General features: G+C 57.7%; 10 protein-coding genes. All 10 read left to right on the top strand.

The genetic code is table 11. The annotated features are described in order from the left end of the window. Positions 1-196 (top strand): phosphoribosylformylglycinamidine synthase subunit PurQ (locus VEH04_16335; GenBank protein HYG24346.1); only part of this gene is annotated, 196 nt, incomplete at its 5' end. A gap of 321 nt (positions 197-517) precedes the next feature. Further along, positions 518-1,024: a glutathione peroxidase gene (locus tag VEH04_16330; protein HYG24345.1), complete on the top strand. Its 507-nt coding sequence runs from the start codon at positions 518-520 to the stop codon at positions 1,022-1,024. Between the two features lie 145 nt (positions 1,025-1,169). Continuing rightward, on the top strand, positions 1,170-2,336 hold the full coding sequence (locus VEH04_16325; protein HYG24344.1) for a glycosyltransferase: 1,167 nt from the start codon (positions 1,170-1,172) through the stop codon (positions 2,334-2,336). Positions 2,337-2,471: 135 nt separating this feature from the next. Next, positions 2,472-5,687 carry a hypothetical protein gene (locus VEH04_16320; protein HYG24343.1) on the top strand — a complete coding sequence of 1,072 codons (3,216 nt, stop codon included), beginning with the start codon at positions 2,472-2,474 and terminating at the stop codon, positions 5,685-5,687. 365 nt (positions 5,688-6,052) lie between these two features. Further along, on the top strand, positions 6,053-7,384 hold the full coding sequence (locus tag VEH04_16315; GenBank protein ID HYG24342.1) for an efflux RND transporter periplasmic adaptor subunit: 1,332 nt from the start codon (positions 6,053-6,055) through the stop codon (positions 7,382-7,384). Positions 7,385-7,401: 17 nt separating this feature from the next. After that, positions 7,402-8,166 (top strand): ABC transporter ATP-binding protein, encoded by a 765-nt coding sequence (locus tag VEH04_16310; GenBank protein ID HYG24341.1) that lies wholly within the window; start codon positions 7,402-7,404, stop codon positions 8,164-8,166. After that, the gene (locus VEH04_16305; protein HYG24340.1) at positions 8,163-9,374 is read left to right on the top strand and encodes an ABC transporter permease; all 1,212 of its coding nucleotides are present in this window, start codon (positions 8,163-8,165) and stop codon (positions 9,372-9,374) included. Before VEH04_16310 ends, VEH04_16305 begins: the two co-directional genes overlap by 4 nt. A gap of 10 nt (positions 9,375-9,384) precedes the next feature. After that, complete coding sequence (locus VEH04_16300) at positions 9,385-10,413, top strand: L-threonylcarbamoyladenylate synthase (protein HYG24339.1); 1,029 nt, start codon at positions 9,385-9,387, stop codon at positions 10,411-10,413. Between the two features lie 45 nt (positions 10,414-10,458). Next, positions 10,459-12,075: a TolC family protein gene (locus VEH04_16295; protein HYG24338.1), complete on the top strand. Its 1,617-nt coding sequence runs from the start codon at positions 10,459-10,461 to the stop codon at positions 12,073-12,075. A 108-nt stretch (positions 12,076-12,183) separates the two neighbouring features. Then, positions 12,184-13,908 carry a GAF domain-containing protein gene (locus VEH04_16290; protein ID HYG24337.1) on the top strand — a complete coding sequence of 575 codons (1,725 nt, stop codon included), beginning with the start codon at positions 12,184-12,186 and terminating at the stop codon, positions 13,906-13,908. Positions 13,909-14,120: the final 212 nt, after the last annotated feature.

The raw sequence follows: 14,120 nt of genomic DNA, 5'->3' as shown, positions 1-14,120 counted from the left end.
AGCGACCGAACAAGCCAACCCCAACGGCTCGCTCGAGAACATCGCCGGCATTTGCAACGAGGCCCGCAATGTGGCAGGGCTCATGCCGCATCCTGAGCGCGCCAGCGAAAAGATTCTCGGATGCGATGACGGCCGGCTCATCTTCGAAAGCCTGATTCGTTCCTTGCAAAACAGGCTGAGCGCGAAGGCCGCCTGAACGCCGATGCCGGCCGGCCTCCGGAGCGCGCAGACTTCCAGGGGACTTAACGTTCAACCTGTCTGGGGCGGCCGAATTCGTGAAGCGGCTGGATTCCTTGGCGCATCGAACCTGCCGGATCAGTTCATTGCGGATCTCAACCGAGCTCGCGGTGAATAACGCCAGGCAGGTTGGGACGCCTGCGATATAACAGGTTTGAAAACCCGCGCTACGTGTCCCACCCAGAAAGAGTCTCGGGTACTCTCGACAAAACCCGGAGCCCGGGGTAAGAGATGGCCCATGCGAACCCCATCCTTATTTACTCCATTGGCACTCTTAGTTATGACAGCAACCCTCGCGGCAGCGCCCATTCACGAGATCAAGGTGAAGGATCTCGAGGGCAAGGACACCACCCTGTCGACTTACAAGGACAAGGTCATGTTGATTGTGAATGTCGCTTCGAAATGCGGAAACACGCCGCAATACAAGTCCCTGGAGACAACCTATCAAAAGTATAAGGACAAAGGTTTCACCGTTCTCGGCTTTCCCTGCAATCAGTTTGGCGGACAGGAACCCGGCTCAAGCGAGCAAATACGCGAGTTCTGCGTTCGCGAGTATCAGGTGACGTTTCCGATGTATGAGAAGATCGATGTCAACGGCGCGAATCGGCATCCGCTCTACACAATGCTTGCTGGTGAGGGATCTCCGTTCCCAGGGAACATCAAATGGAATTTCGGCAAGTTCCTGGTGGGGCGCGACGGCAAAGTGCTGAAGCGCTTCGAACCGGGAGTGCAACCTGATGCGCCCGAAGTGATCGCTGCGATTGAGGCAGCACTCGCGGCAAAATAATCTCACACCCGCGGCGACAAACCCGCGCGTGCGGCTCCGTTGAAGGGGCTGCGCCGCGGGTTTTCGTCTACCCAATCGCTAATCATCAACTGGTTTCCACTTGAAACCGCGAAGCCGCTGTGGGTGACTGTGCGCCACATTGCCTATGCCCGAGTTGCCGATGAATGCCACTGCAGCGCTCCCCCTTTCTGCATCGCGGCCGCTGTCGGTCTTCATCTCGCTGAATGGCAGCCTCGCGCAGGAAGGCAAAAGCGTAGGAGGGGGAGACTTGGTGCTGTTCAAGTTCATCCGCCTGGCGGAGATACGGCCCGACGTGCTCATTCCCGAATCCGCCACGTCCTTCGTTCCCAACGCCGCCAAAAAATTCCTGACACGACGCAATAATCAGCTGAGCCTCCCGGGAATTATCACGCTATTCCTCACACGCATTGTTCAGGGCGTTCTTTGGGCTTTTCGCAATCGCACTGTTTACGACGTTGCCCTTTCTGCATCTCCATTCTCGGTGGATGTCATTCCCATCTGGTTCTGGAAGGCGCGCCGGAAGGGAGCCGTGATCTACCACATCAATCCTGCGCGCAAAGCAGTGAATCTCACCACGCGCGTGCGATTCGCAATCGCGGCCTGTGAACAAGCGCTGACCCTGCTCATCCTCCGCCGCGCGTGCGATTTCATCGTGGCGGGAAACGAATATGTCCGCGGGCAATTGGCCGAACGCCTGCCGGGAAAGCCGATGTTCATTCTCCCTGCAGGTTTTGATGCCCACCTGATAGACTCTGTTCGCGCTGAAGCTCGCGACCCCGATCTCGCGTGCTTTGTGGGAAGGCTGGTATCCCAAAAGGGGATTTTTGATCTGTTGCATGTGATGAAATCGTTGTCCCGCAGCCGTCCCGGCCTTCGGCTGATCATGGCGGGGACGGGGCCGGAAGGGGAATTCCTTGCGACCGAGATGAAGCGGTTGGAAGTCACGAACATCGAACTGGCGGGGTTCGTGACGGAGGAGGAAAAAATTGCGCTCCTGAAGCGTTCGCAGTTTTTCTTTTTCCCAAGTTACGAGGAAGGCTGGGGAATCGCGCTTGCGGAGGCGCTGTACTGCGGGTGCCGCTGCTTCTGCTACGAGCTGCCGCATTATCGGTCGATCTTCAGCGAGTACCCGATCTATGTAAAACCGGGGGACCACGCAGCTTTTGCGCAGGCCGTCGAATCTGCCGGGCCAGTTTCCGAAACCCAAAAAACGTTCATGCGTCAGTATGACGATCCTGAAGTGGCCAACACCCTGGCCGAACATCTCCGGACTGTGGCCCATAGCCGTTGAAGCAGAGAACTTGATTGAAGATCCTGCGCCGCCGTCTTCGTTCAAACGATGAAAAGAAATCAAAGTTTGGGAAGCCGACCGATGTCTTACATGCGAAGAACGTGACTCAATGGCACCCGTGAACAAACGCCAGACATGCGCCTTCGCAAATCATTCGTCATTGTAATTAGCTCATCCCTCGTTGTGGCTCTTCTGGGAATGGCGCTCCTGCTTTGGAAGGTGGGCTACTTTGCGGAGGACAGCATCCGGATCACAGAACAGGATCTGCTTGCCGCGGCTGGGCGGCTGCACAGGTCCGCACCCACCGTCCAATCGCTCCCAGAACCGATTGAACCCGGCCGCGCGGTTCGCCTGGCCATTGGGAATACGGGCATGCCTGGGGAATCGGAAAGCCAGACGGTGGGAGATCTGGTTATCGCCAACCTGAATGGCGCGGCCGGTCTGGAGCTGATCGAGCGGCAGGCGCTCGACAAGATCGTCTCCGAGCTGCAGCTGAACGCCCGCGGCTTGGTTCGGGCGAGCGACGCGGTTCGTGCGGGGCAATTGCTCAGGGCCGATTGGTTCCTACTCGGCACGCCGGCAGTGGTCAACGGATCCAATGTCGCCGTTGTCCGCCTTGTCGACGCCCGGACTGGAGTGATGCGCGAGGCGGCGATGATCCCTCGCGACGTCAATGTGCAAATGATCGCCTCGAATCTAGCGACGTTTGTGAGGCAATCGCGACAGGACGCGGCGAATCCCCGCTTGAAAACCTACCTTGCAGTGGGCGGGCTTGAAGATATCAGTCTCAACAGCCGCCAGGCCGATCTGCCCCAACAGCTCCGTTCGTATTTAATCGCGGCCTATCAGGGAAGCGCCGTGACTTTGTTGGAACGCGAGTTCGTCAACCTGTTGCTGAAGGAATTGCATCTTGACCTCGCCGGGCTTGCCGAAAACCAGAACAACCCGCCACAGCCGATGCAAGCCGCCTATTGGATGGTGGACGGCGTGTATCAATCCTATGAGACGACGAACATGCAAATCGAGCTCGCCCTCGATGTGCGCAGAGCGCTCGGTCGTGGTCATAGACTGGAATTTCGCGAACGTTCGAACGAAGACTTCTTTCGAGCGGTCAAGGCAGGGATCGATCGCATTATCGCGCAGGATAAGCAAGCCCTCGTCTTTTCACGATTGACCGAGTCAAAATCGCTGTTGCAAAAGGGGAAAGAGCTCGCGCGCATCAGCGGGGATTTCTGGAGTCATGCATGGGTTAGCTACGAAGGATACTCCCGCATGGCCGAGAATGAAATGGCACGTCGAAGGCGAAATGCCATTGAAGCTGTGCGCTGTTTCGAGACGGTTTTGCTCCTGGAGCCGCTCAACAGGGAAGCCCGAGTTTCTCTCGCCACGTGTTTTCGCAAAACATTGATCGAACGATTGGATGAGGCGCGCGAGCAGTATCGCCACGTTATTGACGAGTCGGCCAGCGATGAATGGTCTGAAATCGCGCGACAAGGATTGGTTCGCTCGTTTGAGTGGCCCAATCCGTCTTCATCAAAACTGCACTGGTTTCAGCACGCGGTGAAAGGCACAACAAATCCGGCTGCGATCGCCTTCTACGAAACGCAGGCCAAACGGGCTGCAGAAGAGGCCATCATCGTCCGGGGAAACTCCACGGAGGCTGAAGTCCTTGCGGAAAAGCGTCTGTTCGAAAGGTTCCAGTCATTCGACAGAATGCTCCGTTCGGGAAGCGGAACGTACAGTGCCAGCATGGGCATGGACGCATTTTTGGAGGTTCTCGGCAACGATCGCGAGAAGGCCGGACGCCGCCTGGCTGGACTTTACCCGCGGATCCGGGCTGACTTTCCCGTCGCAGCGCCGTATCTCCTGGCGAGCATTATTACGTTCCAGACAGATACAAATGCCTCCATTTTCGACGAGTTCTCAACAACCCTTGATTGGTGTGTTGAAAATGCCGACCAACTCCCGAACAGGGTGGTTTCGTTCTGGGTTCACCTGCGTTCGACCGTGTACTACTGGGCGAACGACCATGGATTCCCTGCGATTGCCCTGAAAGCGCTGGAAACGATCGCCCGCGCGACAGCTTTGGATTCCGAAGACGAACGCAAGTTCGGCCAGGCCAGCGATCGACTGGCGATGGCCTTCCAGCTGATGGCCTGCCAGAAATGGAGCAACGCACTACCGATCTTCGAAACATTCGGAAACCGTCCATACGAAATGGGAAACCGCGGTCCATGGGGTCCAGCGTTCACCGTCATTCTTCCAAACAAACAGGCCGCGCTTTGCCGTGAAAAGTTGGGCTTGCCAAAACTCCATGATCCTCGGGAATTCGAGCTCGGCCAGCCCTGCATTCATTTCCATCATCCTCGACGCTACAGTTCCACATCGGGCGACAATCCTTTGGTCGGTGCAGATTGGAACGGGCTCTGGATTGCATTCAGTGGCGAACTCATGCGGGTCGATTTCGATTTGAAGACGAACTCGGTCACGCGGATGCCGCTGGAGGGTGACACGCCTGCCTCCGCCATCCACATTGGGCCATTGTCAATTTGGATCGGCACAGCCGGGGGAGGAATTGTTGAGTTTGAACGAGCGACACAGAAAGTTCGGATGATAACGGAAAAAGAGGGACTCCTGATGAACCACATCTCTGGCCTATGGAGCGTGGGCGATACACTTTGGATCGGCTACGGAAACGCGTGGGGCGGCGGTCTTGGAAAGTACGACATCAAATCCCGGACCATTACTTCCTTTCGAACATCATCATTGGGCGACATCACCGACGCGACGCAACCTCCGCGGACCGCCGTCACACACATCCGCCCGGGAGCTGATGCGGACATTTGGTTTAAATCCGGGGCTGCATCGATGCGCTATCGCACGGTGCAGAACACATGGGAAGCGCGCAGCTACAGCCGCGGGGAATCGTTAATGTGCTACGAAATCGGAGCGGGGCAATTGTTTGAAGGGATTCGAGAGGAGCTCGTCTCCCTGACCATTGAAACCAAAACTCATCCAAGAGCAACGAATTCAATTCATAAAGCCATCCGCGTAGTTTCGGTTCAGGAAGCTGACAGCATTCGGACAACTCTTGCAACCAACCGAAGTGGACAGTATGTGACACGTTCCGCGTCGGGTGGACTTCCCCCCCCGCGGCGCTATCAAAGTGTTTTCCCTCATGGACCAACGCGAACGCCGTCTTCTGGCAAAGGACCCGCTTCCAAGCTTTCCAACAACTCTAACGCTCGACCGGGGACAACTTTGGGTTGGAGGGCAAGGATACGTCGCAGTCGTGGATCTAGAGGCAGAGACCATCAGGAAGATTGCGTACATCCCCGAACGGGGTGTTGATGCGATCCAAATTGGCGGCGGCTACGTTTGGGTTCACTGTGGCACGCACCTTTACCGCGCCCGGCACTTAGACATTTCCAGCTTATCGCCTCCGGCGAGCTCTCGCTGAACTGGCCCGTATGGGAGCAAGTTTGGAAATGGCTAACGTTGTTCCGCCAGCGCCATGCGATGTCCCCATGCCCGGGCATGCCATTCCGTCCTCACCGAACTACCCGGCGCTAATGACTCTAATGACTACGGATCCCGGCTTCACCCGAACAATTTCTCCGACTATCACTCGATCCTGAGAATCGACATCCGGGGGAAACCAGGTAACCTGCGGGTTTGAGTTCCTGTCTGAAGGGCCGGAGCTGACCTGACTATTTATGGCGCGAAAGAAATCTGGATGGATCACACCCGTGGTCTCGTTGATCGTCATTGCCGCAGTGATCGCGGCCGTGGTTTGGTACTTCCGCCGAGGCGACGAACCGCCGCAATTCCAAACGACCAAGATCAGCCGCGGGGACATTGTTCAATCCGTGACTGCGACCGGCAGCCTCACGCCACTCGTGAACGTCCAGGTCGGCAGCCAGATCTCGGGCAGGATTCAGGCGATCTACGCGGATTTCAATTCCACTGTGAAATCTAACCAGGTGATCGCCGAAATCGATCCCTCCACCTACAAGGTCGGAGTCCTCCGCGCCGAAGCACAGATGTCCAATGCGGTCGCCAACCTTGCGCTCGCGCGGGTGCAAGCTAAGCGCGCCGTTTCGCTCTTCGAAAGCAACCTCATCCCAGCAGCGGATCATGATACCGCGATGGCACAACTGCAGCAGGCTGAAGCCGACTTGAAATCGACAGAAGCCACTCTCGCCAGCGCCAACGTGGATCTTTCCCGCTGCACAATTGTGGCGCCCGTGGATGGCGTGGTCATCTCGCGCAATGTCGATGTCGGCCAGACAGTCGCCGCGAGCTTCAACACCCCAACGCTTTTCATCATCGCGAACGATCTGAGCAAAATGCAGATTTCTGCTCTCGTGTCGGAAGCGGACATTGGCGGCGTGGAGATAAACCAGGACGCGACATTCACAGTGGATGCTTATCCGTATCGCACGTTCCGCGGGAAGGTGACGCAGATCCGCTATGGTGCTGTGACGAACCAGAACGTGGTGAACTACAGCGCGATCATTGACGTGGACAACGAAGATTTGAAATTGCTTCCAAGCATGACGGCCAACGTGTCTGTGATCCTTCAGGAACGGCAGGACGTGCTGCGAATTCCGAACGCCGCGCTCCGATTTCGTCCGCCGGAATCATTTCTGATCGGAACGAACGCTGCTCCCGCGGCTGCGCCGCAACCGCAGATGGCCCGTGCTGCTGGCGGCGAAGGACGTCCACGGGGCGAAGGCCGCGGCGGTGGGGGAGGTGGAGGGGGTGGCGGAGGTATGCGTGGAAACCGTCAGCGCGAAGGCGGAGATCGCTTTAGCCAGCGCACGGTTTATGTCCTCGAGCAGAAAGGCGGGGTTCCCTCCCTGAAACCCACCACAATTCGCACAGGCATTTCGGATGGTGTGACCACGGAAGTGTTGGACGGCTTGAAGGAAGGCGATGAAGTGGTGACTGGAATGATGAGCAGCGACAGCGCTGCTGGCGGACCGCCTTCGAATCCTTTTGGCGGCGGTGGCCCAGGCAGGCCAGGCGGTTTTCGCCGTTTCTAAACGCGCAGCGACCCAGCATGCAAGGTGATCCCGTCATTGAGTTGCAGGACATTCAAAAGGTGTATCACACCGGTGAAGTCGACGTTCACGCCGTCCGCGGCGTGTCCCTGCGGGTGCAGCGGGGCGAATTCGTCGCAATCATGGGCGCCAGCGGTTCAGGCAAATCCACCTTGATGAACACCCTCGGCTGCCTGGATCGGCCGACTGAAGGGCGTTACTTTCTGGACGGCATCGATGTCTCCCAACTCGATCGCGATGAACTCGCGGATATTCGGAACCAGAAAATCGGGTTTGTTTTTCAAGGCTTCAACCTGTTATCCCGCACGTCTGCCATCGAGAACGTGGAACTGCCGATGTTCTACACGCATCAAAACGTTTCAGGCAGCCAGCAGCAGGATCGGGCGATGCGCGCGCTTGGCCTCGTGGGACTGGCCGATCGCGCGGATCACCATCCCAATCAACTTTCTGGGGGCCAACAGCAGCGGGTTGCAATTGCGCGTGCGCTGGTGAACGAGCCGGCACTCCTCCTGGCGGACGAGCCCACGGGCAATCTCGACAGCCAGACGAGCATTGAGATCATGGGCGTTTTCCAAAAGCTCAATGACCAGGGAATGACGGTGGTGATGGTAACGCACGAACTCGATATCGCAGCCTACACGAAACGCACCATTGTCATGCGTGACGGGCGCATCCTGACCGATTCGCCGATTGAGAATCGGCTTCTTGCGTCGCGCGAACTGGAAAGGTTGCGGGAAGCGCAGAAAGCGGTGCGGCTATCATGAAAAGAATTTTTGCAACTTTCAGGATCGCCCTCCGCGCGCTGCGGCGAAACAAGCTGCGCACGCTGCTGACAATGCTGGGCATGATCATCGGCGTCGCCGCAGTCATATCAGCCATTGGGATTGGCAATGGCGCGAAATCGCAGGTCGAGGCACAGATTGCCAGCCTGGGCCAAAACGTTGTGTCGGTTTTTCCAGGAAGCTTTACGGCTGGCGGTGCTCGCGGCGGCTGGGGTTCGATGAGCACGCTCGTGCCTGAAGAAGCAACTGCCATCCAAGGCGAAATTCCCGGAGTGGTCGCGGTGAGCTGCGAGATCCGGGACCGCCAACAAGTGATGGCGAATGGCCTGAACTGGAACACACAGGTTCTTGGTGAATCACCCGACTACCTCGGAATCCGCGCCTGGGGGTTGGAGTCGGGCGAGATGTTTACCGAGGCCGATGTGAACGCCGCAGCGAAGGTTGCAATCATCGGGAAAACCATTGTGGACCAATTGTATTCCGGAGGTGATCCCATCGGTGAAACGATCCGCATCCGCAACATGCCTTTTCGCGTTGTTGGCGTGCTTACGCCCAAGGGAGTTAATTTCTTCGGCCAGGATCAGGATGACGTTGTGATCATTCCCTACACAAGCGCCATGCGCCGCGTCTCACGCCGCCAATATCTCAGCGCGATTCTGATTCAGGCTTCGGCTCCGAGCCAGATGGTGCGGATCCAGGAAGACGTCACGGACCTGCTCCAGCAACGCCGCCCGGGGCGCGAGCCGGATTTTACCGTGCGCAATCAATTGGAACTCGCGCAGGCGGCCACTGCGACGTCCAAGACGATGACGCTCCTCGTCGGCGCGATTGCCAGCATTTCCCTGGTTGTTGGCGGCATTGGCATCATGAACATCATGCTGGTGAGTGTGACCGAGCGAACGCGTGAGATTGGGATCCGCATGGCTGTCGGAGCCCGCGGGCGCGATATCCTCCTGCAATTCCTCACCGAGGCAGTTACACTCAGCATTCTTGGAGGGTTGATTGGGATTCTCATGGGCTTCGTCGCGTCGCATTTTATTTCCGCGAAGACCAGCTGGCCCACCTTGATTTCGCCAACTTCTGTGATGATTGCGTTTGTATTCAGCGCTGCTGTGGGAATTTTCTTTGGGTTCTATCCCGCGCGGAAGGCATCGCGTCTCGATCCAATTGACGCGTTGCGTTACGAATAGCGGGTTGAATATGGCTGGCGCTGCGACAGTTCAGATGGTGTCGACACACACTCCCGCGCTTTTTGCGGAAGCTGTGCACGCGGCGGCTGCTTTATTGAAGCGGGGCGAAGTGGTGGCGCTGCCGACAGAAACGGTTTACGGGTTGGCCGCGAACGCGTGGAATGCTGCTGCGGTTTCAAGGATCTTCCAGTTGAAGGGGCGTCCGGCCCACAATCCAATCATCGTTCACGTCGCAGATATTGAAGGCGCAAAGCAGTGCGTAGCTGGCTGGCCCGACGACGCGCAGCGCCTCGCGGCGGCGTTCTGGCCTGGGCCGTTAACGCTTGTCCTTAGACGCGCGGCCCTGATTCCTGATGTCGTGACCGCCGGCGGCGACACCGTTGGCGTGCGCTGGCCGAGTCACCCATTCATCCAGGCAGTGATCCGAGAGTGCGGTTTTCCGCTCGCCGCTCCGAGTGCGAATCTCTCGAATTGTGTCTCACCCACGAACGCCGCCCACGTCGCCTTGCAGATGGGTGCTCAACTGCCGCTCGTCGTGGATGGGGGACAATCACAGGTGGGAATTGAATCCACAGTGGTTGACCTCACCCAAACGCCCGCGCGCGTGCTGCGGCCGGGGATGATCCACGAAGATGCGCTCGCGTCGGTCATTTACCTCGCAAAGGAAGGAACGCATTTTGCCGCACGAGCAGGGGACAGAGAGCCGCTGAAAAGCCCGGGGCTGCTGACGCGGCATTACGCGCCGCGCACGCCGATGCGCATCCTGCGCTGGCGCGACGAAGCCGAACTGCACGCGCAATTGCCGGCGGAGGCTTTGCATGGAACACATGTGCTGGCCCACAGCAACATTCCGTCGGGCCGCGATCTAGCGCGCGTAAGCGTGATCCCCCACGACGCCGATGCGTTCGCGCGCGCGTTGTATGCTGAACTGCATCGATGCGACGAATTGGGAGCGGAACTGATTGTTGTTGAAGCTCCGCCCGATACTCCCGAATGGCGGGGCATCAGGGATCGACTGAACCGCGCTGCCGCGGCGTAGAAATTGTTTGCTGATATGAACACCATTCACCACTCTTGCAGCTTGATGAGAATCTGGATCGCTTGCCTCTCGCTATGTGCCACGACGCTTCTCTCAACGGCGCAAACGAATTTAGCTGCTGCGACACGTCCGCTCTCGCTGCAGGAGTGCATCGCAATTGCGTTGAAGCATAACTTCGACGTGAAGATCAGCCGCTTCGCCCCGCAGATCGAAAGGTTTGAATTGTCGGCCCTTTACGGCGCGTATGATCCCGTTTTCACAACGAGCGGCGAACACAACTACAGCCTTTCGTCGGGAGGTGTGGATCCGGAAGGCCGCACGTTCAGTGGCACGGAGACGGACAGTGACACGATCACAGCCGGCCTTTCCGGTCTGCTTCCTTGGGGCACCTTTTACAATCTCGGCGGCAGCATTACTGACCAGACCGGAACCCGGCCGTCGACCACAATCGATCGCAGCAGCTTCACACTCAACACGAATGTGATTTTCGGTCCTGGCGGATTGCCGACGGGGGAATTTCTCATTTCGACGAATTTCAGCACACGCACCGTTCGTTCGCCTTTTGAGACGACGTCGGGCCGCGCAGGAGTTCTGTCATTGCAGCAACCATTGCTTCGGGATTTCTGGATCGACGCCACGCGTCTGTCCATTTCGCTTCAGAAAAACCAGCTGCGATCGAGCGAGATCACCTTCCGCAACGACGTGATGACCACGATTCGCAACGTGGAGATCGCGTACTTCAACCTGATCTCCGCCGACGAAAATGTCCGGGTGCAGGAGAAAGCATTGGAACTTGCGGAACGCTTGCTGACGGAAAACCGCAAGCGCGTCGAAGTCGGCGCCCTTGCCCCACTGGATGAACGGCAGGCAGAGGCCGAAGCTGCGGGCAGCCGCGCTGCATTGCTTGCCACGCGAGCCCTTCGCGATTCGCAGGAACGCGTTCTCAAGGATTTGTTGAGCGACGATTACACCAACAGCTGGGCGGCGGTGAAAATCCTTACGACTGACAAGCTGCTGGCCGTCCCGCAGCAGCACGATCTGCAGGAAAGCTGGCGCCGCGGCCTCGCGCGAAATCCACGATACCAGGTCGAAGTTGCTCGGATCACGGTGGACAGCACCGAGCAAAGTGTCCGGTATCGCCGCAACCAGCTGTATCCAAATCTCGATGTTCTGGGCAGTGTGGGTTACAGCGGCACGGGTGATGAATACAGCCACGCTCTTCATCAGATTCGCGAGCGCGAGAATCCGTCGTGGTCCTTTGGAGCCCAGTTCTCAGTTCCGTTGAGCCGCACGGCAGAGCGCAACCGCCTGCGTTCGGCCAAGGCCACACGCGACGTCTCCGTTCTGCAGCTTCAACAACTCGAACAGCGCACGCTGATCCAGATTGAGAATGACATCGCCAATGCGCGCAGCAGTTTCGAGCGCGTGGAAGCCACCCGGCAGGCGCGGCTGTATCGGGAATCAGCACTCGAAGCAGAACAGAAGAAACTGGAGAACGGAAAGAGCACGAGCTTCATCGTGCTCCAGATGCAACGCGATCTGACCGCGGCGAGTTATGACGAGATTACGGCTCTCGCTGATTACAACCGCTACCTTGCCGAACTCGCCTACGATGAAGGCGCCTCGCTTGAGCGACATCAGATCGATCTCTCCATTCGCTGACGGTCCCGATCGGTTGACCGTTCGGTTCACTCCACTGGCGCGACGGCTTCAAACCGCAGAACCGTTTTGCGCTTTGCCGTACTGTAGTTTTCCCTAGACTTCCGCGCGGTGAGCGACCCTTTGAAAGACCTCCAGGCGCGATATGACCGGCTTAACCTGTTGTTCAATGTCGGCAACGTCATTCATTCCACGCTTGAGCCTCAGGAAGCGTTGCAGTTGATCACAACCGAGGCTGTTCGCCTCATGAAAGCCTCCAGCGGGTCGGTCGTCTTGATCAATCCAACCACCGGTTTCCTCGAGATTCAGGCAGCCCAAGGCCTGCCACCAAACGCCGCACTGCTCAAGCTGCGGGTCGGCGAGGGCATCACGGGCTGGGTGGCGCGTACAGGCAAGGCGGCGCGAGTGGGCGACGTTTCAGCGGATGCGCGTTACATCGCGGTTCGCATGAACATCCAATCGGAACTCGCCGTGCCGCTCGAGGTTAATGGCGAGGTTCGTGGCGTGTTGAACGTTGATTCGGATCGGACAGACGCTTTCAGCGTTGAAGATCAGGAGCTGCTCGAATCCCTTGCCCTTCAAGCTGCTCGCGTCATCCAGAATACATGGCTTTACGAACAGCTTCGTTTGAAGGCCCGCTTGTTCGAGGCGCTTGCCAACGTAAGCCGCACCATCAATTCCACGCTGAATCTTGATGACGCCCTCGAAGTTGTGACCCGCGAGACCCGGGTTTTGATGCAGGCGAAGGTCTGTTCTTTAATGATGCTGGATGAACGCTCCGAATGCCTTGACCTGCGCGCCAGCTCTGGCGCAAGCGAAACATATCTCGGCAAGCCGAGATTGAGCGTGGAGGAGAGCCTGCTCGGCGTTGTGGTCCGACGCAAAAAACCGATGCAGGTGCCAAATGTCCAGACGTCGAGCCGTTACCAAAACGTGGACATCGCGAGACGCGAAGGCTTGGTGTCGCTGCTCAGCGTGCCGCTTTTATTCGGCGGCGAAGCCATTGGCACCCTGAGTGTCTACACGGGCGAGCCATATCATTTTTCCAACGAAGAAATCCGCATCCTATCATCGCTGGCGGAGCTATCAGCCATCGCGATCGAAAAGGCTCGCCTCTACGAGCGCATTGTGGATGTCGAGGAGCAGCTGCGTCAGAACGAAAAGCTATCCGCGCTTGGCCTTTTGGCGGCCGAGGTTGCCCACGAAATTCGCAACCCGCTGACAGTGATGAAGATGCTTTACCATTCGCTCAACCTGCAATTCCCCTCCGAAGATCCAAGGGCGAAGGACGCGCGCATCATCGGGGAGAAAATGGATCTGCTGAACAAGATCGTGGAACAGATACTCGATTTCGCGCGCACAGCTGAACCGCAACTCTCGCCAGTAAACCTCAACTCCCTCGTCGAGGAACTCGGGTTGCTCGTGCGGCACAAATTGAAGAACCAGAACGTTCGCTGGGTGACACGGCTGGATCCTGCGATTCCGACGATTCCTGGCGATGCGGCGCAACTCGAGCAGGTGATTCTAAACATCATCCTGAATGCAGCCGAGGCGATGCCAGACGGTGGGACGCTGACAATCACTTCGTCCAGCCGCGCCGACACTCACGGAGACTACGTGCGCGTTGAATTTCAGGATACGGGGGCGGGTATGACTGAGGAGCAACAGGAGAGGGCTTTCACCTCACTTCTCAGCACGACCAAGCGAAGCGGTACAGGGCTGGGATTGGCAATTGTCCGTCGCATTGTGGAAGGCCATCATGGGAAGCTCGCACTTATATCGAAGCCAGGCGAAGGAACCAGGCTGACAGTATTTCTTCCCGTTAACCCTGACTAACGCCTCATCGTTGAGGCCGCTTGGAGGTTGCGCCACGCAGCGCAGGTTTCTCCTGACGAGGCGGGACTGTATCGCCGTGGTTCCAGGTTGGCGGAGCGTAGACCGTGCGATCATATTAAGGACTCAGTCCGCCTCTGCAGTAGGTGCTTCAGAAGGCCGCTTTGCCGTGATCTGCGCTTCCCCCTTTTCAATGAAACGCTTTCGTGGTTTTA

The sequence above is a fragment of the Verrucomicrobiia bacterium genome (assembly GCA_035629175.1).
Classification (GTDB): domain Bacteria; phylum Verrucomicrobiota; class Verrucomicrobiia; order Limisphaerales; family DASXHY01; genus DASXHY01.
This window is presented reverse-complemented; position numbering and strand designations above follow the sequence as displayed.